The 24,855-nt window shown below is 68.3% G+C and carries 24 protein-coding genes; 17 read left to right on the top strand and 7 right to left on the bottom strand.

The window, feature by feature from the left end; all coding sequences use genetic code 11:
• Window positions 1-13: 13 nt before the first annotated feature.
• On the top strand, window positions 14-1,417 hold the full coding sequence (locus AB6807_RS15545) for a dipeptidase (RefSeq protein ID WP_371085286.1): 1,404 nt from the start codon (window positions 14-16) through the stop codon (window positions 1,415-1,417).
• Window positions 1,418-1,462: 45 nt separating this feature from the next.
• On the opposite strand, the gene AB6807_RS15550 is transcribed toward AB6807_RS15545, so the two are convergent.
• Window positions 1,463-2,755 (bottom strand): DEAD/DEAH box helicase, encoded by a 1,293-nt coding sequence (locus AB6807_RS15550; RefSeq protein ID WP_371085287.1) that lies wholly within the window; start codon window positions 2,753-2,755, stop codon window positions 1,463-1,465.
• 47 nt (window positions 2,756-2,802) lie between these two features.
• Between AB6807_RS15550 and AB6807_RS15555 the strand changes: the two genes are divergently transcribed.
• The 5 genes from AB6807_RS15555 to AB6807_RS15575 all read left to right on the top strand — a co-directional run bounded on the left by AB6807_RS15555 (window position 2,803) and on the right by AB6807_RS15575 (window position 6,242).
• Window positions 2,803-3,183 (top strand): translation initiation factor Sui1, encoded by a 381-nt coding sequence (locus AB6807_RS15555; protein ID WP_371085288.1) that lies wholly within the window; start codon window positions 2,803-2,805, stop codon window positions 3,181-3,183.
• Between the two features lie 7 nt (window positions 3,184-3,190).
• Window positions 3,191-3,427, top strand: coding sequence for a DUF3820 family protein (locus AB6807_RS15560; protein ID WP_371085289.1), 237 nt, complete (start codon window positions 3,191-3,193; stop codon window positions 3,425-3,427).
• A gap of 179 nt (window positions 3,428-3,606) precedes the next feature.
• Entirely contained in the window at window positions 3,607-4,020 is a 414-nt protein-coding gene (locus AB6807_RS15565) for an RNA-binding protein (RefSeq protein WP_108139928.1), read from the top strand.
• 209 nt (window positions 4,021-4,229) lie between these two features.
• The gene (locus tag AB6807_RS15570; RefSeq protein WP_116911448.1) at window positions 4,230-4,718 is read left to right on the top strand and encodes a tripartite tricarboxylate transporter TctB family protein; all 489 of its coding nucleotides are present in this window, start codon (window positions 4,230-4,232) and stop codon (window positions 4,716-4,718) included.
• A 12-nt stretch (window positions 4,719-4,730) separates the two neighbouring features.
• On the top strand, window positions 4,731-6,242 hold the full coding sequence (locus tag AB6807_RS15575; protein WP_116911449.1) for a tripartite tricarboxylate transporter permease: 1,512 nt from the start codon (window positions 4,731-4,733) through the stop codon (window positions 6,240-6,242).
• A 96-nt stretch (window positions 6,243-6,338) separates the two neighbouring features.
• Here the strand turns inward: AB6807_RS15575 and AB6807_RS15580 are convergent, their stop codons facing one another.
• Window positions 6,339-7,097: a TSUP family transporter gene (locus AB6807_RS15580; protein WP_371085290.1), complete on the bottom strand. Its 759-nt coding sequence runs from the start codon at window positions 7,095-7,097 to the stop codon at window positions 6,339-6,341.
• Between the two features lie 417 nt (window positions 7,098-7,514).
• Here AB6807_RS15580 and AB6807_RS15585 point away from each other — a divergent pair, with 417 nt between their 5' ends.
• Window positions 7,515-8,750, top strand: coding sequence for an ammonium transporter (locus tag AB6807_RS15585; protein ID WP_116911451.1), 1,236 nt, complete (start codon window positions 7,515-7,517; stop codon window positions 8,748-8,750).
• 22 nt (window positions 8,751-8,772) lie between these two features.
• Window positions 8,773-9,075 carry a hypothetical protein gene (locus AB6807_RS15590; RefSeq protein WP_116911452.1) on the top strand — a complete coding sequence of 101 codons (303 nt, stop codon included), beginning with the start codon at window positions 8,773-8,775 and terminating at the stop codon, window positions 9,073-9,075.
• A 40-nt stretch (window positions 9,076-9,115) separates the two neighbouring features.
• Here AB6807_RS15590 and AB6807_RS15595 read toward each other — a convergent pair whose 3' ends face one another.
• The 4 genes from AB6807_RS15595 to AB6807_RS15610 all read right to left on the bottom strand — a co-directional run bounded on the left by AB6807_RS15595 (window position 9,116) and on the right by AB6807_RS15610 (window position 14,788).
• Window positions 9,116-10,789, bottom strand: a complete 1,674-nt coding sequence (locus tag AB6807_RS15595; RefSeq protein WP_371085291.1) for a thiamine pyrophosphate-binding protein — start codon at window positions 10,787-10,789, stop codon at window positions 9,116-9,118.
• A 157-nt stretch (window positions 10,790-10,946) separates the two neighbouring features.
• Window positions 10,947-12,119 carry a pyridoxal phosphate-dependent aminotransferase gene (locus AB6807_RS15600; RefSeq protein ID WP_371085430.1) on the bottom strand — a complete coding sequence of 391 codons (1,173 nt, stop codon included), beginning with the start codon at window positions 12,117-12,119 and terminating at the stop codon, window positions 10,947-10,949.
• Window positions 12,120-12,172: 53 nt separating this feature from the next.
• The gene (locus tag AB6807_RS15605) at window positions 12,173-13,081 is read right to left on the bottom strand and encodes an amino acid ABC transporter substrate-binding protein (protein WP_371085292.1); all 909 of its coding nucleotides are present in this window, start codon (window positions 13,079-13,081) and stop codon (window positions 12,173-12,175) included.
• A 168-nt stretch (window positions 13,082-13,249) separates the two neighbouring features.
• Window positions 13,250-14,788 (bottom strand): aldehyde dehydrogenase family protein, encoded by a 1,539-nt coding sequence (locus AB6807_RS15610; RefSeq protein WP_371085293.1) that lies wholly within the window; start codon window positions 14,786-14,788, stop codon window positions 13,250-13,252.
• 481 nt (window positions 14,789-15,269) lie between these two features.
• Here AB6807_RS15610 and AB6807_RS15615 point away from each other — a divergent pair, with 481 nt between their 5' ends.
• Both AB6807_RS15615 and AB6807_RS15620 read left to right on the top strand, forming a co-directional pair.
• A complete protein-coding gene (locus tag AB6807_RS15615; RefSeq protein ID WP_371085294.1) occupies window positions 15,270-16,217 on the top strand; it encodes an ImmA/IrrE family metallo-endopeptidase in 948 nt (315 codons plus the stop codon).
• The gene (locus AB6807_RS15620; RefSeq protein WP_371085295.1) at window positions 16,201-16,719 is read left to right on the top strand and encodes a DUF4411 family protein; all 519 of its coding nucleotides are present in this window, start codon (window positions 16,201-16,203) and stop codon (window positions 16,717-16,719) included. The genes AB6807_RS15615 and AB6807_RS15620 overlap by 17 nt, the downstream gene beginning before the upstream one ends.
• Before the next feature lie 78 nt (window positions 16,720-16,797).
• On the opposite strand, the gene AB6807_RS15625 is transcribed toward AB6807_RS15620, so the two are convergent.
• Window positions 16,798-17,688, bottom strand: coding sequence for an IclR family transcriptional regulator (locus AB6807_RS15625; RefSeq protein WP_371085296.1), 891 nt, complete (start codon window positions 17,686-17,688; stop codon window positions 16,798-16,800).
• Between the two features lie 219 nt (window positions 17,689-17,907).
• On the opposite strand from AB6807_RS15625, the gene AB6807_RS15630 reads away from it, so the two are divergent.
• The 7 genes from AB6807_RS15630 to AB6807_RS15660 all read left to right on the top strand — a co-directional run bounded on the left by AB6807_RS15630 (window position 17,908) and on the right by AB6807_RS15660 (window position 24,810).
• Entirely contained in the window at window positions 17,908-19,026 is a 1,119-nt protein-coding gene (locus AB6807_RS15630; protein WP_371085297.1) for an ABC transporter ATP-binding protein, read from the top strand.
• Complete coding sequence (locus AB6807_RS15635; protein WP_371085298.1) at window positions 19,023-19,883, top strand: ABC transporter permease; 861 nt, start codon at window positions 19,023-19,025, stop codon at window positions 19,881-19,883. The genes AB6807_RS15630 and AB6807_RS15635 overlap by 4 nt, the downstream gene beginning before the upstream one ends.
• Window positions 19,884-19,971: 88 nt before the next feature.
• A complete protein-coding gene (locus AB6807_RS15640; protein ID WP_116911461.1) occupies window positions 19,972-20,769 on the top strand; it encodes an ABC transporter permease in 798 nt (265 codons plus the stop codon).
• Window positions 20,766-21,074, top strand: coding sequence for a (2Fe-2S)-binding protein (locus AB6807_RS15645; protein WP_371085299.1), 309 nt, complete (start codon window positions 20,766-20,768; stop codon window positions 21,072-21,074). The genes AB6807_RS15640 and AB6807_RS15645 overlap by 4 nt, the downstream gene beginning before the upstream one ends.
• Window positions 21,071-22,492 (top strand): FAD-dependent oxidoreductase, encoded by a 1,422-nt coding sequence (locus AB6807_RS15650; RefSeq protein WP_371085300.1) that lies wholly within the window; start codon window positions 21,071-21,073, stop codon window positions 22,490-22,492. Before AB6807_RS15645 ends, AB6807_RS15650 begins: the two co-directional genes overlap by 4 nt.
• On the top strand, window positions 22,489-23,661 hold the full coding sequence (locus AB6807_RS15655; RefSeq protein ID WP_371085301.1) for an NAD(P)/FAD-dependent oxidoreductase: 1,173 nt from the start codon (window positions 22,489-22,491) through the stop codon (window positions 23,659-23,661). Before AB6807_RS15650 ends, AB6807_RS15655 begins: the two co-directional genes overlap by 4 nt.
• Before the next feature lie 81 nt (window positions 23,662-23,742).
• The gene (locus AB6807_RS15660; RefSeq protein ID WP_371085302.1) at window positions 23,743-24,810 is read left to right on the top strand and encodes an ABC transporter substrate-binding protein; all 1,068 of its coding nucleotides are present in this window, start codon (window positions 23,743-23,745) and stop codon (window positions 24,808-24,810) included.
• Window positions 24,811-24,855 lie beyond the last annotated feature (45 nt).

Here is a 24,855-nt window from a genome sequence, read left to right on the forward strand (position 1 = left end):
CAACGGATTCCCCATGAACGAACAACACGTCATCGACCACCTCGCGGCGCGGCAACCCGAGATCGTGGACTGGCTCAAGGCCTTCCTGCGCATACCGAGCGTGAGCGCCGACCCGGCCTTCGGGCAGGGCATGCACAACGCGCGCCGCTTTCTTGTCGAGCGGCTGGAACACATCGGCCTGGCCAACGTGCGGCTGCTCGACGGTGGCGGCGAGCCTGCCGTGTATGGCGAATGGAACGGCGCGCCGGGCAAGCCCACGCTCATGGTCTACGGCCACTACGACGTGCAGCCGGCCGACCCCGTCGACCAGTGGCGCACGCCGCCCTTCGAGCCCACGGAGGTGAACGGCCGGCTCTACGCCCGTGGCACTTCCGACGTGAAGGGCTCGACCACCATCGCGCTGGAAGTGATTGCCGCGTTTCTCGCGGTGCAGGGCGCCTGCCCGGTGAACATCAAGGTATTTCTCGAAGGCGAGGAAGAAACGGGCAGCCCGTCGCTGCGCACGCTGGTCGAACGCCACCGCGCGCTGCTGCAGGCCGACGCGGTGCTTTCCGCCGACGGCGGTCGCGCCAGCGCCGAGGTGCCCACCATCAACACCGGCGCGCGCGGCAACGCGCAGCTCGAGGTGCGGCTGCGCACCGCGCACAAGGACCTGCATTCGGGCCGCTACGGCGGCAGCGTGCGCAACGCGCTGCACGAGATGGCGCGGCTGGTGGCGTCGCTGCACCATGCGGACGGCAGCGTGGCGGTCGAAGGCTTCCACGACGGCGCGTTGCCGCCGACCGCGCGGCAGCGCGACGACACGGCCGCGTTTCCGTACGACGAGGCCGCGTTCTTCTCGGACGTCGGCGGCAGCGCGCATGGCGAGCCGGGCTACACGGCGCGCGAGCGCGTCACGCTGCGGCCCGCGCTCGACGTCAACGGCCTGTGGGGCGGCTACACCGGCGGCGGGGGCAAGACCATCGTGCCCTGCGAGGCGCAGGCCAAGCTCACGCCGCGCGTGGTCGCGGGGCAGGACCCGGCCACGGTGATCCGCGCGGTGCTGCGCCACCTGCAACGCCATTGCCCCGAAGGCTGCACGCTCGACGTGGTGGCGATGAACGATGGCTCGCCCGCATCGACGCTCGCCGCGGACCATCCGCTGGTGCGCGCGGCCGAGGCGGTGCTGGAGCGCGAGAGCGGCCGCCGGCCCATTCACGTGCGCCTGGGCGCGAGCGTGCCGGTGACGGCGATCTTCAAGGAGATGCTGGGCATCGACACGCTGATGTTCGGCTTCAACCTGCCCGACGAGGACGTGCACGCGCCGAACGAGTTCTTCAGGCTGAAGTCGATCGGCGAAGGCACGCGCGGCTGGACGCTGCTGCTGGCGGAGCTGGCGAAGCATTCGCCGGCGTCGTTCCACGCCGGGCGGGGCTGAGGCGGAACCCAGGCGGAACTGGGGACGCAACCAAGCAAATCGGGCTCAGAGCCCGCCGTCGTTTCCGTTGTTGTCGCCACCGGCTTGCGCGGCCTTCGCCGCCGCGCGCAGCTTGTCCTTCTTGCTCGGCCGCTTGCCCTTGACGCCGCCGGTGCCCGACGTGTCCGTCACCGGCACGGCCACCTCGGTCGGCTCGAAGCCTTCGATGCGCTCGCGCGGCAGGCTCAGGCCCTGGCGCTTCTCGATCAGCTGGAAGTGCGCCTCGGTCGACGCGCTCACGAAGCTGATCGCCAGGCCGCTTTCGCCTGCGCGCCCGGTGCGGCCGATGCGGTGGATGTAGTCGGTCGGCGAGCGCGGCAGGTCGTAGTTGATGACCACCGGCAGCTGCGCGATGTCGATGCCGCGCGCCGCCAGGTCGGTGGCAATCACCACGTCCCAGCGGCTCTGCTTGAACTGCGACAGGATGTCGGTGCGCGTGCCCTGCGCGATGTCGCCGTGGAAGGGCACCGCGTAGATGCCGTTCTTGTAGAGCTTCTCGGCCACGATCTGTGCCGCATGCTGCGTGGCGACGAACACCAGCACGCGGTCCCATTCGCCTTCGTGCTGCTTGAGCAGGTGGCGCAGCAGCTGGGTGCGGCGGATGGCGTCGACCTCGATCACGCGTTGCACGATGTTGGGCTCGGTGCCGGGCTCGCCCTGCACGTCGATCACCGCGGGCTCGTGCAGCATGCCGTCGGCCAGCGCCTGGATGGCGGGCGGGAAGGTGGCGGAGAACAGCAGGTTCTGCCGCTTGGCGGGCAGCAGCGCGAGGATGCGGCCGAGTTCCTCGGCAAAGCCCAGGTCGAACAGGCGGTCGGCCTCGTCGAGCACCAGCGTGGACACGGCGGCGAGCCGCAACGCGTTGTGCTCGACCAGGTCGAGCAGCCGGCCCGGCGTGGCCACGACGATGTCGGCACCGCCGCGCAGGCCCATCATCTGCGGGTTGATCGACACGCCGCCGAAGGCGACGACGATCTTCAGCCGTTCGGGCAGGTGCTGCGCCAGGCTGCGCAGGGTTTCGCCGACCTGGGCCGCGAGTTCGCGCGTGGGCACGAGCACCAGGGCGCGCACGCGGCGGGGGCCTTCGGCCTGCGCGGCGCGCTCGCTGCCCAGGCGCTGCAGCAGCGGAAGGGAAAATGCGGCGGTCTTGCCGGAGCCGGTCTGCGCCGAGCCCCGCACGTCGCGACCTTGCAGAATCGCGGGGATGGCCGCGGCCTGGATGGCGGTCGGCGCGGCGTAGCCGCTTTCGGCGGCAGCCTGCACGAGCGCGGGGGCCAGGCCCAGTGAATCGAATGGCATGTGAGCAGACAGAGAGAAAAACCCGAGATAGAGAAGAGACGTATCGAATGTCGACGATGAAACAGCGCAATCAAGCCGGCAGCGCCCTGGTGTACTCCACCGAGGCGGGCGGGCGCATGTGCCCGGACTGCGGCGAGCCGGCGGCCCAATGCCGCTGCAAGGAACTCAAGGCGCGCGTGCCGGCCACCGACGGCATTGTGCGTGTATCGCACGAGACCAAGGGCCGCAAAGGCAAGGGCGTGACCGTGGTGAAGGGCGTGGCGCTGAACGCCGAAGGCCTCGCGGCGCTGGGCAAGCAGCTGAAAACCGCCTGCGGTTCGGGCGGCACGGTGAAGGACGGCGTGATCGAAATCCAGGGCGACCACCGCGACACCGTGATCGCCGCCCTCGTGAAGCAGGGCCACACCGTCAAGCGGGCCGGAGGCTAGCCGCACGATGAAACCCGAAGACCTGCAGCGCCTGGTGACCCTTCAAATGCCCTTTGGCAAGCACAAGGGCACGCTGATTGCCGATTTGCCCGGAAATTACCTGACCTGGTTTGCACGCGAGGGTTTTCCCTCAGGAGAAATTGGCCGACTGCTCGATTTGATGCATGAAATAGACCACAACGGCCTTTCAGACCTGCTCAAACCGTTGCGAAACCGCCCGCCGGCTCGCGATGTTTCTCAATAACACACGAATTTCCAACGCTTTTTGCAATTGGGGCTGATAATCCGGCCCACGTGTCTGTGAGCTTTGTCTCCCGTGCACGTAATTCGGTGATCGGTCAGTTTCGCGCCACAGCGCACTTGTTTGTTGTGATTCTGGGACTCCATCGCTTTGTCTTGTTGGTTTGAATTAGGAGTCCCTCAATGGGCAAGAAACTCTACGTAGGCAACCTCGCCTACTCCGTGCGTGACAACGACCTGGAACAAGCTTTCGGCGAGTTCGGCTCGATCGTCAGCGCCAAGGTCATGATGGAACGCGACACCGGTCGTTCGAAGGGCTTCGGCTTTGTCGAAATGGGCACGGACGCTGAAGCACTCGCAGCCATCGAAGCCATGAACGGCCATTCCCTGCAGGGCCGCGCCCTGACGGTGAACGAAGCCCGTCCGATGGAAGCTCGTCCCCCCCGCACCGGCGGTGGTGGTGGCGGCGGCTACGGTGGTGGCGGCGGCGGTGGCGGCTACGGCGGTGGTGGCGGCGGCTACGGCGGCGGCGGCGGTGGCCGCAGCGGTGGTGGCGGCGGTTACGGCGGCGGCGGCGGTGGCCGCGGCGGCTACTAAGCCCTTCCCTGCTCTCGAAGCGTTTCGGCGCTTCGAATGAAAAGAAAAAGCTCTTTCGGGAGCTTTTTTCGTTTCTGCGCCAGCCTTCGACCCCGGCGGTCAGGTCACCCTAATAGAAACCCGGTAAGCATTTGTCCGTACCCTCGCGGTCAGCCAACGGTCAGCCGCGCGGAACGACCCTCACCCCTCCAAAACAAGAGGGGCGAGACATGCGCATCAAGAGTCAGGCGGACTTCTTTTCAGGAGTCATGTTCACCAGCGTGGGAGGGGCCTTCGCGATAGGCGCCACCACGTACACCATCGGCGACGGCGCCCGCATGGGGCCGGGGTACTTCCCGCTGATGCTGGGCATCCTGCTGGCCGTGCTGGGCGCCATCATCATGTTCCAGGCCCTGGTGGTCGAAACCACCGACGGCGACCCGATCGGCAAATGGGCCTGGAAGCCGCTGGCCTTCGTGCTCGGCGCCAACCTGGCCTTCGGCGTGCTGCTGGGCGGTCTGCCCAGCATCGGGCTGCCGGCGATGGGAATGATCATCGCCATCTACGCGCTCACCATCATCTCGAGCATGGCCGGCGAGCACTTCAAGCTGCGCGACGTGCTGGTTCTCTCGACCATCCTGGCGGCCGGCAGCTATGTGGCCTTCATCTGGGCGCTGAAGCTCCAGATCCAGGTCTGGCCCACTTTCATTTCGGGCTGAGGAGCGAACACCATGGACCTGATCCACAACCTTTCCATCGGTTTCGGCGTCGCCTTCACCTTCACCAACCTGCTGTACTGCCTGCTGGGCTGCATCCTGGGCACGCTCATTGGCGTGCTGCCGGGCATCGGGCCGGTCGCGACCATCGCGATGCTGCTGCCCGCCACCTACGCGCTGCCGCCCGTGTCGGCGCTGATCATGCTGGCCGGCATCTACTACGGCGCGCAGTACGGCGGATCCACGACGGCCATCCTGGTCAACCTGCCGGGCGAGTCTTCGTCAGTGGTCACCTGCATCGACGGCTATCAGATGGCAAGGCAGGGCCGCGCGGGTCCGGCGCTGGCCGCGGCGGGCCTGGGCTCGTTCTTTGCCGGCTGCGTGGGCACGCTCATCCTGGCCGCCTTCGCGCCGCCGCTGACCGAGCTGGCGTTCAAGTTCGGCCCGGCCGAATACTTCTCGCTGATGACGCTGGGCCTGATCGGCGCGGTGGTGCTGGCCTCGGGCTCGCTGATCAAGGCGGTGGCCATGATCGTGCTGGGCCTGCTGCTGGGCATCGTGGGCACCGACGTCAATTCGGGCGTGGCGCGCTTCAGCTTCGACGTGCCCGAACTCACCGACGGCATCGGCTTCGTGGTGATCGCCATGGGCGTGTTCGGCTACGGCGAAATCATCGGCAACCTGTCGCAGCCCGACGACGAGCGCGAGGTGTTCACGCACAAGGTGAAGGGCCTGTGGCCCACCAAGGAAGACTTCAAGCGCATGACGCCGGCGGTGCTGCGCGGCACGGCGCTGGGCTCGGCCCTGGGCATCCTGCCGGGCGGCGGCGCGCTGCTGGCGTCGTTCGCAGCGTATGCGCTGGAAAAGAAGATCAAGATGCGCCCGGGCGAAATGCCCTTCGGCAAGGGCAACATCCGCGGCGTGGCGTCGCCCGAGTCGGCCAACAACGCCGGCGCGCAGACTTCCTTCATTCCGCTGCTCACGCTGGGCATTCCGCCCAACGCGGTGATGGCGCTGATGGTGGGTGCCATGACCATCCACAACATCCAGCCCGGCCCGCAGGTGATGACCAGCAACCCCGAGCTGTTCTGGGGCCTGATCGCCTCGATGTGGATCGGCAACGCGATGCTCATCATCCTGAACCTGCCGCTGATCGGCATGTGGATCAAGCTGCTGTCGGTGCCTTACAAGTTCCTGTTCCCGGCGATCGTGCTGTTTTGCGCCATCGGCGTGTACTCGACCAACAACAACACCTTCGACGTGTGGATGGTGGCGGCCTTCGGCTTCATCGGCTACCTGTTCATCAAGCTCAGGACGGAGCCGGCGCCGCTGCTGCTGGGCTTCATCCTGGGCCCGATGATGGAAGAGAACCTGCGGCGCGCCCTGCTGCTGTCGCGCGGTGCGTGGAGCGTGTTCGTCACGCGGCCGCTGTCGGCGGGGCTGCTCGCGGCGGCGGTGCTGCTGCTCGGCATCGTGCTGCTGCCTTCCATCAAGGCCAAGCGCGAAGAGGCTTTTGTCGAAGAGTGAGCGTCTCGGCTTCCTCTGCGAGCCCCCGGTTTCGGGGGCTTTTTCATTTCCGGTGGTTGTTCGATGCGCTGCCGTTCGGCACGCGCGAACAGGCCCCTACCGAAGAAACGCGTCGTAAGCCGTCTTCAGGATCAACGCGCTCACCACCACGATGAACACCACGCGCACGAACCCCGCGCCGTGCTTCAACGCCGCGCGCGTCCCCAGCAGGCTGCCCGCCACGTTGGCCACCGCCATCACCAGCCCGTAGTGCCACCACACGTGGCCCTTGGCCGCCAGCAGGATCAGCGCGGCGGCGTTGGTCAGCGTGTTGATGATCTTGGCGGAGGCCGAGGCGTTGAGAAAGTCGTAGCCCATCCAGCGCACGAACAGGAACACCAGGAAGCTGCCCGCGCCCGGCCCGAAGAAGCCGTCGTACAGCCCGATCGACAGGCCGATGGTGCAGGCCGCCAGGGTTTCGGCGCGGCCGGTGAAGCGCGGCGCGTGCAGCCGGCCCATGTCCTTGCGCGCCAGCGTGTAGAGCAACACCCCGAGCAGGATGACCGGCAACGCCCGGCGCAGGAAGTCGCCGGGAAACATCGTGACACCCCAGGCACCCAGCATCGCGCCGACGAAACCGAGCAGCGCGGCGGGCCACAGCGCACCCCAACGCATCTGCACCCGCTGGCTGAACTGGGCCGCGGCGGCCGCCGTGCCCCAAATGGACGCGCTCTTGTTGGTGCCCAGCAGGGTCGCCGGTGGTGCGCCCGGGAACACGGCGAACAGCGCCGGCACCAGGATCAACCCGCCCCCGCCCACGATCGAATCGACAAAACCCGCGAGCAGCGAGGCACCCGTGACCACCAGCATTTCCATGGCCGGATTGTCTCACCCACGTCGCTATCGAAACGATAGCTGCAGGCGCATGCGCACCATGCCTTGGGAGCCACTTCGGCTCGGCCAAAAAACCCGGACTTCCCGTTCGGACAGGCATAAAAAAAGGCGCCGACCAGCGGCGCCTTTTCAAGTTCTGACCAGGCATCTCGTACGGAGCCTTTGAAGATTTTTCTTGTTGCTTGGGAAGTTGTCTCCTCGGACCCTCGGCAGCACGAGCAGGGCCCGTTCGCGAGTGGGCAGACTTTAGGGCGTGCACCGCGCCAGTGCATTAGGAATTACCCGCTTTGTCTTACGTCTGAAACACGTTTGTCGAACCAAAGTGTGTCGGAGCGTTAACGACATGGCATGACTTGTGCACGTAAGGCCACAGTCCACAACTCGAAGAAGACACCGGCCATGGCCTTGGCAGCACAAGCCTCCATCAACGCGGCAGACACCGCGTGGATGATGACCTCGACCGCGCTGGTGCTGCTGATGACGCTGCCCGGCATTGCGCTCTTCTACGCGGGCATGGTGCGGCGCAAGAACGTGCTGGCCACCATGGCGGCCGTGGTGGCCATCGCGGCGGCGGTCTCGCTGACGTGGTTCCTCGTGGGCTACTCGCTCGCGTTCACGCCCGGCTGGCCCTGGCTCGGCGGCCTCGGCAAATGGGGCTTCTCGGGCTTCGAATACCTGAAGGAAGCGGGCCAGGTGGCGGTGAGCCACGTGGCGCCCAACGTGCCCGAGTCGGTCTACGCGATGTTCCAGCTCACCTTCGCCATCATCACCACCGCGCTGGTGCTGGGCGCCTTCGTGGAGCGCATGCGCTTCTCGGCGGTGCTGTGGTTCGCGCTGTTGTGGAGCGTGCTGGTGTACGCGCCGGTCGCGCACTGGGTGTGGGAGCCGGGCGGCTGGCTCGCGCAGATGGGCGCGCTCGACTTCGCGGGCGGCTCGGTGGTGCACGTCAACGCGGGCATCGCGGGGCTGGTGTGCGCCTATGCGCTGGGGCCGCGCAAGGGCTACGGCAAGGAGGCCTTCGAGCCCTACAGCCTGGCGATGACGATGATGGGCGCGGGCCTGCTGTGGGTGGGCTGGTTCGGCTTCAACGCGGGCTCGGCGGTGGCGGCCGACGGGCGCGCGGGCCTGGCGATGCTGGTGACGCACATCGCGGCGGCCGCGGGCGCCATGAGCTGGATGGTCGGCGAATGGATCGTGCGGCGCAGCCCGTCGCTGCTGGGGCTGTGCTCGGGCCTGGTGGCGGGGCTGGTGGCCATCACGCCGGCGGCGGGCTTCGTCACGCCGCTGGCCGCGCTGGCCATCGGCGCCATCGCGGGGCTGGCCTGCTACTGGGGCGCCACAGGGCTCAAGCACCTGCTGGGCGCGGACGACTCCCTGGACGTGTTCGGCGTGCACGGCATCGGCGGCATCGTGGGCGCGCTGCTCACGGGCGTGTTCGCCGACGCGCGCATCTCGGGCGCCACCGGCGACGTGCTGACCCAGGCGATCGCGGTGGGCAGCGTGGCCATCTACAGCGCCACGGGCACGGCGGTGGTGCTCTTGCTGGTGCACGCGCTGGTGGGCCTGCGCGTCGACGCGCAAAGCGAGCAGCTGGGCCTCGATCTTGCACAGCACAGGGAGCACCTGGGGAGTTGACGCACGCACCGAAGGAGGAACCATGCCGTCCATGTCCGAAAGCGAACGCATCGCCCTCGCCGCCCGCCTGCATGTGGCCCTTCGGCGAAAGCATGGGCGCGTGACCGACACCGAATGGATGGCGACCAACGCGGAGTACGCCGCGGAAATCGTCCGCATGACGCGGGCGCATGCCGCCGAGACGAAGGACGACGAGCTCGACCAGCTCGCCACGCGGCTGGAGCAGGCGATGGAACCCGTGGCGCGCGCGGCCCGGCTGGCGGCGCGGCAGCCCGATGGGCAGCCGCCCACGCCGCCGCCGCGCTACGTCGGCGGCCTGCGCTGACCGTTCGCAGGCCGGTGCCCGGCGTTCGGGCCGCCCCCGATCAAGCCGCGGCCAGCGCCGCCTTGCGGATCGACTGCAGCGTGCTGGCCGGCGTGATGGCTTCCGGGTCCAGCAGGCAATGCAGGATGGCCGGCTTGCCGCTGGCGCGCGCGCGGGCCAGCGCGGGGCCGAACTCTTCGGTGGTCGTCACGCGCTCGCCGTGGCCGCCGAACACCTCGGCGTAGCCGCGGAAATCAGGGTTCTTCAGCTGCGTGGCACTGATGCGGCCAGGGTAGTGCCGCTCCTGGTGCATGCGGATGGTGCCGTACATGGCGTTGTCCAGCAGCACCACGATGATCGGCAGGCCGTACTGAACGGCCGTGGCGAACTCCTGGCCGTGCATCATGAAATCGCCGTCGCCGGCGAACACGACCACCTCGCGCTGCGGCCACAGCCGCTTGGCACCCACGCCGGCCGGCAGGCCGTAGCCCATCGAGCCACTGGTGGGCGCCAGCTGGCTGGCAAACGCGCGGAACGGCCAGAAGCGGTGCACCCAGGTGGCGAAGTTGCCCGCGCCGTTGCAGAAGATGGTGTCGGCCGGCAGCACCTCGCGCAGGTGCTGCATCACCTCGCCCATCTGCAGCGGGCCCGGAATGCGGATGGGGGCCGGGTCGCTCCAGCGCAGGAAGTCCTCGCGCGCGGCCTTCGTCTCGGCCTGCCATGCGGGCGTCGCTGCGGGGCGCAGCGCGGCCACGGCTTCGGCGAAGGCCTGCGGCGTGGCGTGGATGCCCTGCGCCGGGCGGTAGAGCTTGCCGAGCTCGTCGGCGTCGGCGTGCACGTGCACCAGCGACTGCCTCGGCTGCGGAATGGCCAGCAGCTCGTAGCCCTGCGACGGCACCTCCGACAGCCGCCCGCCCACCAGCAGCACCAGGTCGGCATTGCGGATGCGCTCCAGCATGCGCGGGTTGGCGCCCAGGCCCAGGTCGCCTGCATAGCTGGGGTGCTCGGCCGACAGCAGCATCTGGCGGCGGAACGAGCAGTACACGGGCAGCGAGTACGCGGCCGCGAAATCCGCGAACTGCAGCGCGGCCTTTTCCGACCAGCGGCTGCCGCCCAGGATGACGACCGGGCGCTGCGCCTGCGCAAGGCGCTGCTGCAACTCGGCGAGCTGCGCCGCGCCGGGGTGGGTTTCGGTGACGGCGTAGGGCAGCGCGTCGGCGACCGTGGCGGCTTCGGTCAGCATGTCTTCGGGCAGCGCGATCACTACCGGGCCGGGGCGGCCCGAGGTGGCGACATGGAAGGCGCGCGACACCAGCTCGGGCAGGCGCGCCGGGTCGTCGATCTGCACGACCCACTTGGCCATGGTGCCGAACACGGCGCCGTAGTCCAGCTCCTGGAAGGCCTCGCGGCCCAGCGCGTCGCGCGCGACCTGGCCGACGAACAGCAGCAGCGGCGTGGAGTCCTGGTGCGCGATGTGCACGCCGGCGGCGGCGTTGGTGGCGCCGGGGCCTCGGGTGACGAAGCAGATGCCGGGCTTGCCGGTGAGCTTGCCCTGCGCCTCGGCCATCATGGTCGCGCCGCCTTCCTGGCGGCACACGGTCACGTCGATCGATGCGTCATGCAGCGCGTCGAGCACGGCGAGAAAGCTTTCGCCGGGCACGCAGAAGAGCTGCTGCACGCCGTGGGTGATGAGCTGGTCGACCAGGATCTGGCCGCCGGTGCGGGGTGAGGTCATGCTTGTTCCAAAAGGCTGAAGGTAAGGAGAGCGGCTCCTTCCCCTCCCGGGGGAAGGTTGGGATGGGGGCAAGCGGCGCTGGCTACACCGGCAGCAATTGACATGCCGCGCGCCCCCACCCCGCCCCTCCCCCGGAAGGGGAGGGAGAAATGCACAGTCATTCGAGGGCGTTGCACGCGGCGACGATGCGGCTGCACGCCTCTTCCAGTTGCGACATCGACGTCGCATAAGAAATCCGGAAATACGGCGCCAGCCCGAACACGCTCCCCGGCACCACCGCCACCTCGAAGTCCTGCAGCAGGTAACTGCAGAAGTCGCTGTCGCTTTGCAGCCGCGTGCCGCCGCGCGTGCGCTTGCCCAGCACCCCGGCGCAGCTCGCGAAGGTATAGAACGCGCCTTCCGGAACGCGGCAGCGCAGCCCCGGCGCGCGGTTCAGCGCGGCCACCACGAAGTCGCGCCGCGACTGAAAGTCCGCGCACCGCTCGGCCACGATGTCCTGCGGGCCGGTCAGCGCCTCGATGGCCGCGGCCTGGCTGATCGACGACGGGCACGAGGTCGTCTGGCTCTGCACCACCGCCATTGCCGCGATGAGCGCGCGCGGCCCCGCGCCGTAGCCCAGGCGCCAGCCGGTCATCGCGTAGGCCTTCGACACGCCGTTCAGCGTCAGCGTGCGCTCGCGCAGGCGCGGCTCCACGGCCACCGGCGTGGCGAACGCGAGGCCGTCGTAAAGAATGTGCTCGTAGATGTCGTCCGCCAGCACCCACACCTGCGGGTGCCGCAGCAGCACCTCGCACAGCGGCTGCAATTGCGCCGCGCTGTAGGCCGCGCCGCTCGGGTTCGACGGCGAATTGACGAAGAGCCACTTCGTGCGCGGCGTGATGGCCGCCTCGAGCTGCGCCGCGTCGAGCCGGAAGCCGTTGGCCTCGGTGCATTGCACGGCCACCGGCACGCCGCCGCAGATCTGCACGATGTCCGCGTAAGACGTCCAGTACGGCGCCGGCAGGATCACTTCGTCGCCCGGGTCCAGGCTGGCCATCAGCGCGTTGAAGATGACCTGCTTGGCGCCCGCGCTCACGCTGATCTCGTCGAGCGCGAAGTCCAGCGCGTTGTCGCGCCTGAACTTCAGCTGCACCGCCGCCTTCATCGCCGGGCTGCCGTCGAGCACGGTATAGCGCGTGTCGCCGCGCTCGATGGCGCGCACCGCGGCCTCGCGCACGTTCTGCGGCGTGTCGAAGTCGGGCTCGCCCGCGCCCAGCACGATCACCGGGCGGCCGGCGCGCTTGAGCGCGTTGGCATGGTCGGTGATGCGCAGAATTTCCGACACGCCCATGGCGCGCACGCGCTGCGCCGGCCGAAAGGCGATGGAGGTGGCGCTGTGCTGGCTCACTTGGCGTACGCCTCCAGGGGCTTGTCGTTGGGCTCGGCCATCAGCTGCTTGAGCGCCGGGCTCATCGGCAGGTTCAGGCTGGTGTTCTTCGGCGGAATGGCGGCCACGAACCACTTGGTGTAGATCTTCTCGAGGTCGCCGCTCTTCATCATGCGGCGCAGCGAGTCGTCCACCGCGGTCTTGAAGGCCGGGTCGTCCTTGCGGAAGAGCAGCGCGATCGGCTCGGAGCCCAGCGCCTCGCCGACGATGCGGTAGCTCGCCGGGCTCTTCGAGTTCGCGATGATGCCGGCCAGCAGGTTGTCGTCGAGCACGAAGGCATCGGCGCGGCCCGACTCCATCAGCAGGAAGCTCTCGAGATGGTCCTTGCCCAGCATGGTGTTGTAGGACACGTTCTGTGCGCGCTCGCGCTTGCGCAGCAGCTGCACGGCGGTGGTGCCGGTCGAGGCCGACACGTTGCGGCCCGCGAGCTGGTCGAGCGTGGTGATGCCCGAGTCGACCTTGGTGGCCATGCGCACCTCGCTCACGTACGTGGTGAGCGCGAAGGCCACCTGCTGCTGGCGCGCGGTGTTGTTGGTGGTGGGGCCGCAGCCGATGTCCAGCGTGCCGTTCTGCACCAGCGGAATGGTGTTCTGCGCGGTGACGGCCATGTACTCGAGCCTGGCCTGCGGCGCGATGTCCTTCAGCACGCGCTCGCACAGCTCCACGTGGTAGCCCACGTACTTCTCGCCCGCGCCCAGCATGTAGGCCATGGGCGGCGAGGCCTCGCGCACGCCGAGCACCACCTTGCCGCTCGCCTTGATCTTGTCGAGCGTGCCGGTGGCGGTCTGCGCGGCGGCGCCGAATGCGAACGCGAGCATGGCGGTTGCGATGGCGGTGGTGGCCGCGGTCTTGAAGGGAATGTGCATGGTCTCTGTCTCCTGTGGTTGTTGTGATCTGCAAGGCAAAGGCTGGCCGCGAGCAGCGGACAGCCCGTTCGCGAGACATCGCGGAGCCGGCTTTGCCGGACCGCTGATGTCGCCCCCGGAAGGGGGTTGGCGCAGCGACACGAAGTGCGCGAAGCCTGGGGGAGAGCCTTACTCTCCGATGTCGAACGTGACGCCCTGTGCAAGCGGCAACGCGGTCGAGTAGTTGATGGTGTTGGTCGCGCGGCGCATGTACGCCTTCCAGCTGTCGGAGCCGGCTTCGCGGCCGCCGCCGGTTTCCTTCTCGCCACCGAAGGCCCCGCCGATCTCGGCGCCGCTTGGGCCGATGTTGACGTTGGCGATGCCGCAGTCGGAGCCCGCGCTCGACATGAAGCGCTCGGCCTCGCGCACGTTCAGCGTGAAGATCGACGACGACAGGCCCGCGCCCACTTCGTTGTGCCATTCGATGGCCTCGTCGAGCGTGCTGTAGCGCACCACGTAGAGGATGGGCGCGAAGGTCTCGCGCAGCACCGGGCCGGCGTGCGACTTGAGCTCGACCAGCGCGGGGCGCGCGTAGTAGGCGTCGTTCGTGCCGATGCCCTCGACGCGCTGGCCGCCGTGCACCGTGGCACCGGCCTCGCGGCTTTCGCCGAGCGCCTTCTGCATGCCGTCGAAGGCGGCGCGGTCGATCAGCGGGCCGACCAGCGTGCCGGCCTCGCGCGGGTCGCCGACCTGCACGTTGCCGTAGACCTTGGCCAGCTTGGGCACCAGCTGGTCGTACACGCTGTCGTGCACGAACAGGCGCCGCAGCGTGGTGCAGCGCTGGCCGGCCGTGCCCATGGCCGCGAAGGCGATGCCGCGCAGCGTGAGGTCGAGGTCGGCCGAGGGCGTGACGATGGCGGCGTTGTTGCCGCCCAGCTCCAGAATGGCGCGGGCGAAGCGCGCGGCCAGCTTCGGCCCCACCTGGCGGCCCATGGCCGTGGAGCCGGTGGCCGAGAGAATGGGCACGCGGTGGTCGTCCACCAGCAGCTCGCCGATGTCGCGCTGGCCGAGCAGCAGGCCCAGCAGGCCCTCGGGCGCATCGCCGAAGCGTTCGATGGCGCGCTGCGCGATGGCATGCACGGCCAGGGCGGTGAGCGGGGTCTTTTCGGACGGCTTCCACACCACCGAGTCGCCGCACACCAGCGCCAGCGCCGCGTTCCACGACCATACGGCCACCGGAAAGTTGAAGGCCGAGATCACGCCGCACACGCCCAGCGGGTGCCAGGTTTCCATCATGCGGTGCTCGGCGCGCTCGGTGGCCAGCGTGAGGCCGTAGAGCTGGCGCGATAGGCCCACGGCGAAGTCGCAGATGTCGATCATTTCCTGCACCTCGCCCGCGCCTTCGGACGGGATCTTGCCGGCCTCCAGCGTCACCAGGCGGCCCAGGTCGCGCTTGGCCGCGCGCAGCTCTTCGCCCAGCAGGCGCACCAGCTCGCCGCGGCGCGGGGCCGGCACGTTGCGCCAGGCCTTGTAGGCGGCGTGGGCGCGGCCGATGGTCTGGGTCGCTTCGGCCGCCGAGGTCTGGCGCACCTGCGCGACCACCTCGCCGGACACGGGCGAGCGCACCGTGAGCTCGCCGCCGGTGTGCGCCTCGCGGGGCACGCCCAGGCGCAGCAGCAGCTGCTCGACTTCGGTGGCGACGGGAAGAGAGGTGTGGGCTTCGGACATGGACGCGCTCCGGGGAAGGAGGTGAAGGAAAGAAGGCAAACGGGACGGTGGAAGCCGGCCAATATCAGCGAACTCCGCGCGATTGGCTAGTGAAAAAATGGAAGGACGTGATGCGTTTTGGGAAGGAACGGCATCTATCGATCTGTTCAAAGGTTTGGTCGGCCATCGTTGCAAAAGTCACTCGCGCACGGTGAGATCACGCAGCAAGCATTTGGTCAGGCGCATCGTGCAGAAACTCGTGTGATACAAAGCATTGGACTCCACGTGGGAGTCCCAAACCACGATCGCAACACCGCGCAATGACCGCACATCCGATTCAACTGTCCACAGAGGTTCTCTCTTGGGCCGCCAGGCGTGCAGGAAGTTCGCTGGGAGAAATTGCAGTCAAGGTCTCGAAACGTTCCGAGGCCATCCTGGAAGGCCGCCTCACACTGAGTCAGGCTGAAAAGTACGCACGGCTGACCAAATCCCACTGGGCTTTTTGTTTTTGGAGGAGGCGCCGGCAAAACGACCTGTTCCTCTGCCTGACTTTCGCAACGTTCAGGACAGGGAGCCTCTGGGTGCGGAGTTCTTCGATGTCTACGACGACGTCATCTACAAGCAGGAGTGGTTTCGGGATTACCTGGCGAGCATAGGAGCGCCGCCTCTTGCTTTCGTGAGCAAGCACAAAGCCAATAGCTCGCCCCGTGCGCTTGCAGCAGCGATCTTTCAAGATCTCAAGCTCGACATATCGACGATGCGCAAGGCCAATACGCCCGAGGCGCTGTATGCGTATCTGTCCCAATCGGCCGAACGCGCAGGCGTACTGGTCTTCAAGAACGGCGTCGTAGGCAACAACACCCGTCGAGGTCTGCCCGTTTCGCAGTTCCGCGGCTTCGCGATCGTGGACCCGCATTGCCCGGTCGTTTTCGTGAATGGCGCGGATGCCAAGGCCGCATGGGCTTTCACCCTGCTCCATGAGCTTGCGCATATCTGGGTTGGCGAATCTGCAGTTACAGACTCCGCTCCCCAGACCAATCACCCGATGGAAGTCTTGAGCAACGCGACAGCAGCCGAGATTCTTGTGCCAGCCGAAGAATTCAGGGTCCGCTGGAAAGCTCTTGACGGAACAGTGCAAGAGAAACTTGAAAGCCTGAGACTTGTCTTCAAGGTCAGCACCCTTGTCATCGCCCGCCGGGCCCTGGATGAGGGGTTCATCGAGCGCGGGGTGTATGCCGCAATCTATGAAGCGGCGAGAAGGTCGAGCAGTGCAGGCGGCGGAGGCGACTTTTATGCCACGCTCGGCGCACGCAATGGAAAGCGCTTCTCGGACACGGTGGCGCGGCTCGCGCACTCCGGCGAACTCGGGCTGCGGCAGGCCGGCCGCTTGTTGAACACCTCCCCAAGTAACGTCATCAACTATCACGAACGCCGTGCCCTACCTGCTTGACACCGACGTGCTTGTCGCATCGAAGCGAATGCACTATCACCCGGACTTTTGCCAGCTTTTCTGGGATTGGATTGACGTCGGCCACAGCATGGGAGTCTTCTTCAGCCTGGACAAGGTGAAAGACGAACTGATGAGCGGAAATGAAGACGATCTTCTTCGGCAATGGTGCAAGCGTCCCGGACTGAGCGATTTCTTTTTGCCGTCGAAAGGGGCCGTTGCCGAGTACGCTGCGCTGGCGAACTGGGTCGCGAAGCGCCAGCCCGAATACCTTCCTGCAGCGCTCAGCAAGTTTCTTGCAACCAAAGGAGCCGATGCGTGGCTCATAGCCGCCGCAGCAAACAAGGGCGCGGCGTGGAAAGTGGTGACCAATGAAGTGTCGGCACCGGAGTCAAAAAAAGACGTCAAGCTACCGGACGCGGCGGCGAGCTTGAGCATCGAAACAATCTCACTCTCCCAACTGCTGCGTAAGCACGCAAAGTCGAACTTCCAGTTCGCAATGTAGGCCGCGTCCAAAGCGACCTCGGCTTGGAAGCCGTAGCGACTGCGGCGCGCGTTCCAACGCAGGGGATCTACTGGGGGCCTATTGCGGCCCCGGCGCCTCGGGCAGCTCAATCTTCTGCCCCGCCGGCGAACTCGCCAGGCTCTGCGCCGGCCGCCTCAGCGTGGCGTCGAACGGGTTGATCTTCGGCCCGATGGCCGCCGCCTCGCGCTTGAGCAGCTCCACCACCGTCGGCATGCGGTCGGCGTTCAGGCGGTCGGCGATGGTGCCCACGCTCAGCGCCGCCACCGCGCGACCCTCGCGGTCGAGCACGGGCACCGCCACCCCGGCCATGCCTTCGAGCAGCCCGGTGTTGCGCCCCGCGTAGCCCTGCTGGCGCACGCGCTCTATCTCGGTGCGCAGGTACACCTCGTCGTACACGCCGTACTCGCGCACACGCGACAGGTTGAAGCGAATGACCTCTTCGCGCTCGGCCTCGGGCAGGAAGGCCAGGATCGCCAGCGCGCCCTGCCCCACGCCCAGCGCAATGCGCCCGCCGATGTCGCCGGTGAACGAGCGGATGGGAAACGGGCCCTCGCTGCGGTCCAGGCAGATGGCGTCGAAGCCGCTGCGCGCCAGCAGGAAGATGCTGTCGCCCAGGCTGGCGCACAGCCGCAGCAGCACCGGCCGGCAGATGGAACGCAGGTCGCCGGGGTTGCCCGCGCTGGCGGCCAGCGCGAAGAAGTCGATGCTCAGGCGGTAGAGCTTGCTGCGCTCGTCCTGCTCGACCATGCCCTCGGCCATGAGCGACTGCAGCAGACGGTGCGTGGTGGCCTGCGTGAGGCCCACCGAGCGCGCGATCTGGGTCACGCGCCCGCCCTCGGCCTGCACCGCGCCGAGCGCGCGGATCACCGAGAAGACGCGCGGCACGCCGCCGCTGGCCGCCGTGGTTGCCGAGGTAGCTGCCGAAGTGACCGCCGAAGTGCTTTCCATGCCTTGTTCCTGTGGAATTCGATCCATTGCTTTCGGCCATGATATTCCATTGATTGGAATAAATTAAAGAAATATTCTGATTAATGGAATACCCGAGGCGATCTGGCGCAATCGTTGCAATAGAGTGAATTGAACGCAGCACGCTGTCCATGGCCTGCACCAACTTGAAACGTGGTGCCCAAGGCCATCTTTTCGCCCCCCGCAGAAAGGCAAGCCTCCATGTCATTCCTTCGGCTGACCGACGTCACCAAGTTCTACGGCGCCACCCGCGCGGTGTCGGCCATGAACCTCACGGTGGAAAAAGGCGAGTTCGTCTCGCTGCTGGGGCCTTCGGGCTGCGGCAAGACCACCACGCTGCAGATGATCGCGGGCTTCGAGGCCGTGAGCAGCGGGCGCATCGAGCTCGCGGGCAAGGACATCACGCACGCCAAGGCCAACACGCGCGGCCTGGGCATCGTGTTCCAGACCTACGCGCTGTTCCCGCACATGACGGTGGCCGACAACGTGAGCTTCGGCCTGGAGATGCGCAAGATGCCCAAGGCCGAGCGCGCCGAGCGCGTGAAGCAGGCGCTGGCGCTGGTGCACCTGGAGGCCCACGCCGCGCGCTACCCGCGCGAGCTCTCGGGCGGCCAGCGGCAGCGCGTGGCGCTGGCGCGCGCGCTGGTCATCGAGCCGCCGGTGCTGCTGCTGGACGAGCCGCTGTCCAACCTGGACGCCAAGCTGCGCGAGGAAATGCAGTTCGAGCTGCGGCAGATCCAGCGCAAGGTCGGCACCACCACGGTGATGGTCACGCACGACCAGAGCGAGGCCATGTCCATCAGCGACCGCGTGGTGGTCATGGAGGGCGGCTGCGCCACGCAGATCGACCACCCGCAGCGCGTGTACGAGCACCCGAGCACGCGCTTCATCTCCACCTTCGTGGGCAAGGCCAACCTGCTGGACTGCCGCGTGTCCGGCAGCGGCGCCACGCGCACCTGCGTGGAGGTCGGCACGCTCTCGCTCGACGTGGAGGACGACACCGGCTTCTGCGTCGACGCCTCGGCGCTGCTGAGCGTGCGGCCCGAGAAGCTGCAGCTGGTGCCGACGGGCCGCGGCCGCATCGACGGCGAGGTGCAGGAGCGCTTCTTCCTCGGCAGCCAGTGGCTCTACCGCGTGGCCACGCCCGTGGGCGACCTCACCGTGCTGAGCCCCAACGACGGGCGCGACGCGCTCGAGGAAGGCGCCCGCACCGGCATCGACTGGCCCGCGCACTGCATGCGCCTGCTGCCGGCGGATGTGCCGGTGGGTGTGCCCTCGGGTGCGACCGCGGGTGCGCCGGCGAAGGCTGTCGCGGCATGAGCACCTCGAAGCACACGGCCACCCCCTGGTGGCTTTCCGCCCCGGCGCTGCTGCTGTTCACCGCGCTGCTGGTGGTGCCGCTCGCGCTCACGGCGGTGCTGTCGTTCAACGTGTACGACCCGGCCACCGGCCCCAAGGCGGGTGAGTTCACGCTCGCGCACTACGCGCTGGTGTTCTCCGACTCTTATTACCTCGGCATCTTCTGGCGCACCTTCTGGGTGTCGGGCCTGGTCACGCTGATCTGCGTGGTGATCGGCGCGCCCGAGGCCTACGTGCTCAGCCGCATGCGCAACCCGTGGCGCTCGGTGCTCCTGCTGGTGGTGCTGGCGCCGCTGCTGGTGTCGGTGGTGGTGCGCGCCTTCGGCTGGAGCATGCTGCTCGGGCCCGAGGGCGCGGTGAACGGGCTGCTGGGCCTGCTGGGCATCGGCCCGGTGAAAATTTTGTACACCAACGCGGCTGTGGTCATCGCGCTGGTGCACGTCATGCTGCCCTTCATGGTGATCCCGGTGTGGACCTCGCTGCAGAAGCTGGACCCGGGCGTGGAAAACGCCGCCCTCTCGCTCAATGCCACGCCCTTCACCACGCTGCGGCGCATCGTGCTGCCGCAGGTGATGCCGGGCATTCTCTCGGGCAGCCTGATCGTGTTCGGCCTGGCCGCGAGCTCGTTCGCGATTCCAGGGCTGCTGGGCGGACGCAGGCTGAAGATGGTCGCGACCATCGTTTATGACGAGTACCTGAGTGAACTGAACTGGCCCCTGGGCGCCGCCGTGGCGCTGGTGCTCCTGGTAGCCAACCTGGTCGTGATGCTCAGCTACAACCGCCTCGTAGAAGGCCGCTACAAGAAAGCGCTGGGCTGAACATGACCCCCACGCTCCATCACTTCGTGTATTCGCTGCCCCCCGAGGGGGCGCGTGCCTCCCTTGGGGCGGCCCGGCGGGAGGCACCATGACCAAGAACGGCCCCATCGCCCTCGCGTTCAACGCGCTCGTCATCACCTTCATGCTCGCGCCGCTGGTGGTGGTGTGCGTGGTGGCGTTCACGCCCGAGAACACGCTGACCATTCCGACCACGCACTTCTCGCTGCGCTGGTTCCGCGCGGTGTTCGCGCACCCCGACTTCATGCAGTCGTTCTGGAACAGCCTGTGGCTCGCGCTGAGCTCGGCCACCATCGCCACGCTGCTGGCGGTGCCGGCGGGCATGGCGATCACGCGCTACGAATTTCCGGGGCGCAACTTCCTGAACGGCCTGTTCCTTTCGCCGCTCATCGTGCCGCACCTGGTGCTGGGCGTGGCGCTGCTGCGGCTGTTCGCGCTGGTCGGCGGCACGGGCAGCTTCGCGTGGCTGGTGATGGCGCACGCGCTCATCGTCACGCCCTACACGCTGCGGCTGGTGGTGGCGGCGCTGGTGGGCTTTGACCGCAGCGCCGAGCAGGCCGCGCTGTCGCTGGGCGCGAGCCAGGCCACGGTGTTCCGCCGCATCACGCTGCCGATGATTTTGCCGGGCGTGACCGGCGGCTGGATGCTGTCGTTCATCAACAGCTTCGACGAGGTGACCATGTCGATCTTCGTCACCTCGCCCAGCACGGTGACGCTGCCGGTGCGCATGTACATGTACGCCACCGAGTCCATCGACCCGCTGATGGCGGCGGTGTCGGCGCTGATGGTGGCGGTGACGGCCTTTGCGATGGTGCTGCTCGACCGTGTGTACGGGCTGGACCGCGTGCTCGTGGGGCGCAGCAAATGACGACATCGCATGCACATCCATTGCTGCACCGCGTGGCCGAGGCCGCCGGCCGCGAGAGCGTGCGCTTCACGCTCAACGGCGCGCCGGCCAGCGCGCTGGCCGGCGACACCGTGCTGACCGCCGTGCTCACGCAAGGCGCCCAGCTGCGGCGCAACGAATTCAGCGGCCTGCCGCGCGCGGGCTTCTGCATGATGGGCGCCTGCCAGGACTGCTGGATCGCCACCGGCGAGGGCGAGCGCCTGCGCGCCTGCTCGACCTTCATCGCGCCCGGCATGGCGCTGGTCACCGGAAAGAGCGGCGCATGAGCACGGCCGAAGCACTTCGCCCCGTGGTCGTCGGCGCCGGCCCGGCCGGTGTGCGCGCGGCGCAGGCCCTGGTGGCGCACGGGCTGCGGCCCGTGGTGATCGACGAGGCCGCGCGCGCCGGCGGGCAAATCTACCGGCGCCCGCCCGCGGGGCTGGCGCAGCGCAGCACACGCACGCTCTACGGCTTCGAGGCGCCGCGCGCCGATGCGCTGCACGCCGCCTTCGACGGACTGCAGGGCCGCATCGACCACCACCCCGACAGCCTGGTGTGGAGCGCGCAAGACAAGGTGCTCGACGTGATGCACGGCCCCACGCGCGGCAACCGCCGCGTGCCCTACAGCCACCTCATCGTCGCCACGGGCGCCACCGACCGCGTGCTGCCCGTGCCGGGCTGGACGCTGCCGGGCGTGTACACGCTGGGCGGCGCGCAGGTGGCGCTCAAGTTCCAGGGCTGTGCCATCGGCCAGCGCGTGGTGTTCATGGGCACCGGGCCGCTGCTGTACCTGGTGGCCTATCAATACGCGAAGGCCGGCGTGAAGGTGGCGGCGGTGCTCGACACTGCGCGCCTGGCCGACCAGCTGGCCGCCACGCCCGCGATGCTGTCGCAGCCCGCCGTGTTCGCCAAGGGCGTGTACTACGTCGGCTGGCTGCGCGCGCACGGCGTGGCGCTGCACAGCGGCGTGCGCCCGCTGCGCGTGCTCGGCGACGAGGCGCAGGGGCGCGTCACTGGCGTGGCCTGGCAAGCGGGCAATGGCAACGAAGAACGCACGCTGGCCTGCGACGCCGTCGGCTTCGGCTATGCGCTGCGCTCCGAAACGCAGCTGGCCGACCTGCTCGGCTGCCGCTTCGACTACGCGCCCATGCACCGCGCCCACCTGCCGGTGCGCGACGCGGCGGGGCGCACCAGCGTCGAGGGCGTGTACCTCGCGGGCGACGGCGCCGGCATCATGGGTGCGGACGCCGCCGAGTGGGCCGGCGAACGCGCCGCGCTGGCGCTGCTGGCCGACGCGGGCATCGCGACCGACACAGCGGCCGACACCGCGCGCGCCGCCGAGCTCGAACGCAAGCTGCACAGGCTCGGCGCTTTCCGCCAGGGCCTGGAGCGCGCCTTTCCGGTGCCGGACGACTGGGGCGCGCACGCACCCGACGAGCTCGTGGTCTGCCGCTGCGAGAACATCACCGCCGGCACGCTGCGCCAAGCCGTCGCCGTGCAGGGCGCGGACGAAATCAACCGACTGAAGGCGCTGTCGCGTGTCGGCATGGGCCGTTGCCAGGGCCGCATGTGCGGCGTGGCGGCGGCGGAAATACTGGCGCACGCCACGCAGCAGCCGCTGCAGCAGGTCGGCCGCCTGCGCGGACAGGCACCGATCAAGCCGATTCCGATGCGGCTGGTGCCCGCCGAAGGGAGCGGCGCATGAGCGGCACCAGGACACTGAAGACCGACGTCGCCATCGTCGGCGGCGGCATCGTCGGCGCGTCCGCCGCGCTGGCCTTGCGCCGCATGGGCCTGGGCGTGGTGCTGCTGGAGCGCGACCTGTGCGGCTCGCGCTCCAGCGGCGTGAACTTCGGCGGCGTGCGCCGGCAGGGCCGCCCGCTGAGCCAGCTGCCGCTGGCGCAGCGCGCGCACCGCATCTGGGGCGAGCTGCCCGCGCGGCTGGGCACCGACGGCGAGTACATCCGCTCGGGCCATTTCAAGATCGCGCGCAGCGAAGCGGACATGGCCTCGCTGGAACGCTACCGCGCGATGAGCAGCGATTTCGACCTGGGCCTGGAGCTGATTTCCGCCGCGCGCCTGCGTGCCGAATGCCCCTGGCTCGGCACGCGCGCCGTGGGCGGCTCGCTGTGCCTGGAAGACGGCCAGGCCAATCCGCGCCTGGTGTCGCCGGCCTTCGCACTGGCCGCGAGGCGCGCCGGCGCGCAGGTGCTGGAGCGCCACCGCGTCGACGAGCTGGCGCACGACGGCGCGCTGTTCACCGTGCGCGCCACGGTGCTGTCGGCGCAGGACGCCGGCACGCTGGAGGTGCGGGCGCCGGTGCTGCTCAACTGCGCGGGCGCCTGGGCCGGTGCCATCGCCAGCCAGTTCGGCGAGACCCCGCCGATGCGCGCGCGCAGCCCGATGATGGCGGTGACCGAGCCGGTGCCGCACTTCATGGGCTGGAGCCTGGGCGTGGAAGGCGGCGGCATCTACTGCCGGCAGGTGGCGCGCGGCAACCTGGTGCTCGGCGGCGGCACCGGCATCACGCTGGACGCCGACCGCGCGCGCGCCGACCACGACGCCATCGCCACGCTGGCGGTGCAGGCGGTCGAGCTGCTGCCCGTGCTGCGCCACGCGCACATCATCCGTACCTGGGGCGGCACCGAGGGCTACCTGCCCGACCGCGAACCGGTGCTCGGGCCCAGCCGCACCACGCCCGGGCTGTTCCACGGCTTCGGCTTCGCGGGCGCGGGCTTCCAGATCGGCCCGGCCGCCGGCGAGGTGCTGGCAGAACTCGCGCGCGACGGGCGAAGCGACACGCCCATCGACGCGTTCGCCATCGAGCGCTTCGCGCATGCCGGCGCGCAGGCGCTGGCCGTTGCGGACGGCTGAATCAACCGCCCCTGCGTTCCCCACGTCACCACGTCACCCACGTTGAATTTCCCCACCTGAACTTGATTGGAGAGCATCACCATGTCCCGCACCGCCAAGTCCCGCGTTCTTTCCTCCCTCCCCGCCGCCGTCGCCATGGCCGCGCTGCTTGCCTGCGCCGGCACCGCGCTCGCGCAGACCAAGACCATCTACATCGGCATGAACGGCGGCACCATGGAGAAGGCGTACTCGCAGTACGTGTTCCCCGCCTTCGAGAAGGCCTACGGCGCCAAGGTGGTGGTGGTGCCGGGCACCTCGTCCGACATCCTGGCCAAGGCCCAGGCCAACAAGGACAAGCCGCAGATGCACGTGATGTTCCTGGACGACGGCATCATGGTGCGCGCCATCGGCATGGGCCTGTGCCAGAAGCAGAAGCCCAACCCTTCGCTCAGCGAGATCTACCCGGCCGCGCGCTTCAAGGACGACATGGCCAGCGGCGTGAGCCTGGGCATGACCGGCCTGGCCTACAACGCCAAGATGTTCAAGGAAAAGGGCTGGGCCGCGCCCACCTCGTGGATGGACCTGGCCGACCCCAAGTACAAGGGCAAGGTGGTGTTCCAGTCGATGTCGTCCTCGTCCTTCGGGCTGCACGGCTTCCTGATGTTCAACCGCATCCAGGGCGGCAACGACAAGAACGTGGAGCCCGGCTTCAAGGCCTGGCCCACCACCATCGGCCCGAACGTGCTGGAGTACATCCCGAGCTCGGCCAAGCTGTCGGAGATGGTGCAGACCGGCGAGGCGGCCATCTTCCCGCTGACGCCCACGGCCGTGGCCGCGCTCAAGACCAAGGGCATTCCGGTGGAGTACGCGCCGCCCAAGGAAGGCGCGGTGGTGCTCATGGTGGGCCAGTGCGTGATTGCCAACAACAGCGAGCCCGAGCTGTCGCAGAAGCTCGCCGAGTTCCTGCTGAGCCCGGTGGCGCAGGCCAACGTGCTGCAGTACGGCGCGCAGATCCCGACCAACCCCAAGACCCCGGCCGAGGGTGAAGGCGCGGCGCAGGTGGCGGACATCACCAAGTGGATGAAGACGGCCGTGACCATCGACTGGGAAAGCATCAACGCGAACCGGCCTGCGTGGAACGCGCGATGGAACAAGACCATCGAGCGTTGATTTGGCTTGCTGCTTCGCCTTCCGGGGGAGGGTTGGGGGTGGGGG

This window comes from Variovorax sp. RCC_210, assembly GCF_041355175.1.
Classification (GTDB): Bacteria; Pseudomonadota; Gammaproteobacteria; order Burkholderiales; family Burkholderiaceae_C; genus Variovorax.

Coding starts and splice junctions, on each gene's coding strand:
- AB6807_RS15545 (WP_371085286.1), top strand. CDS start 14: ATGAACGAACAACACGTCATCGACCACCTCGCGGCGCGGCAACCCGAG.
- AB6807_RS15550 (WP_371085287.1), bottom strand. CDS start 2,755: ATGCCATTCGATTCACTGGGCCTGGCCCCCGCGCTCGTGCAGGCTGCC.
- AB6807_RS15555 (WP_371085288.1), top strand. CDS start 2,803: ATGTCGACGATGAAACAGCGCAATCAAGCCGGCAGCGCCCTGGTGTAC.
- AB6807_RS15560 (WP_371085289.1), top strand. CDS start 3,191: ATGAAACCCGAAGACCTGCAGCGCCTGGTGACCCTTCAAATGCCCTTT.
- AB6807_RS15565 (WP_108139928.1), top strand. CDS start 3,607: ATGGGCAAGAAACTCTACGTAGGCAACCTCGCCTACTCCGTGCGTGAC.
- AB6807_RS15570 (WP_116911448.1), top strand. CDS start 4,230: ATGCGCATCAAGAGTCAGGCGGACTTCTTTTCAGGAGTCATGTTCACC.
- AB6807_RS15575 (WP_116911449.1), top strand. CDS start 4,731: ATGGACCTGATCCACAACCTTTCCATCGGTTTCGGCGTCGCCTTCACC.
- AB6807_RS15580 (WP_371085290.1), bottom strand. CDS start 7,097: ATGGAAATGCTGGTGGTCACGGGTGCCTCGCTGCTCGCGGGTTTTGTC.
- AB6807_RS15585 (WP_116911451.1), top strand. CDS start 7,515: ATGGCCTTGGCAGCACAAGCCTCCATCAACGCGGCAGACACCGCGTGG.
- AB6807_RS15590 (WP_116911452.1), top strand. CDS start 8,773: ATGCCGTCCATGTCCGAAAGCGAACGCATCGCCCTCGCCGCCCGCCTG.
- AB6807_RS15595 (WP_371085291.1), bottom strand. CDS start 10,789: ATGACCTCACCCCGCACCGGCGGCCAGATCCTGGTCGACCAGCTCATC.
- AB6807_RS15600 (WP_371085430.1), bottom strand. CDS start 12,119: ATGGGCGTGTCGGAAATTCTGCGCATCACCGACCATGCCAACGCGCTC.
- AB6807_RS15605 (WP_371085292.1), bottom strand. CDS start 13,081: ATGCACATTCCCTTCAAGACCGCGGCCACCACCGCCATCGCAACCGCC.
- AB6807_RS15610 (WP_371085293.1), bottom strand. CDS start 14,788: ATGTCCGAAGCCCACACCTCTCTTCCCGTCGCCACCGAAGTCGAGCAG.
- AB6807_RS15625 (WP_371085296.1), bottom strand. CDS start 17,688: ATGGAAAGCACTTCGGCGGTCACTTCGGCAGCTACCTCGGCAACCACG.
- AB6807_RS15630 (WP_371085297.1), top strand. CDS start 17,908: ATGTCATTCCTTCGGCTGACCGACGTCACCAAGTTCTACGGCGCCACC.
- AB6807_RS15635 (WP_371085298.1), top strand. CDS start 19,023: ATGAGCACCTCGAAGCACACGGCCACCCCCTGGTGGCTTTCCGCCCCG.
- AB6807_RS15640 (WP_116911461.1), top strand. CDS start 19,972: ATGACCAAGAACGGCCCCATCGCCCTCGCGTTCAACGCGCTCGTCATC.
- AB6807_RS15645 (WP_371085299.1), top strand. CDS start 20,766: ATGACGACATCGCATGCACATCCATTGCTGCACCGCGTGGCCGAGGCC.
- AB6807_RS15650 (WP_371085300.1), top strand. CDS start 21,071: ATGAGCACGGCCGAAGCACTTCGCCCCGTGGTCGTCGGCGCCGGCCCG.
- AB6807_RS15655 (WP_371085301.1), top strand. CDS start 22,489: ATGAGCGGCACCAGGACACTGAAGACCGACGTCGCCATCGTCGGCGGC.
- AB6807_RS15660 (WP_371085302.1), top strand. CDS start 23,743: ATGTCCCGCACCGCCAAGTCCCGCGTTCTTTCCTCCCTCCCCGCCGCC.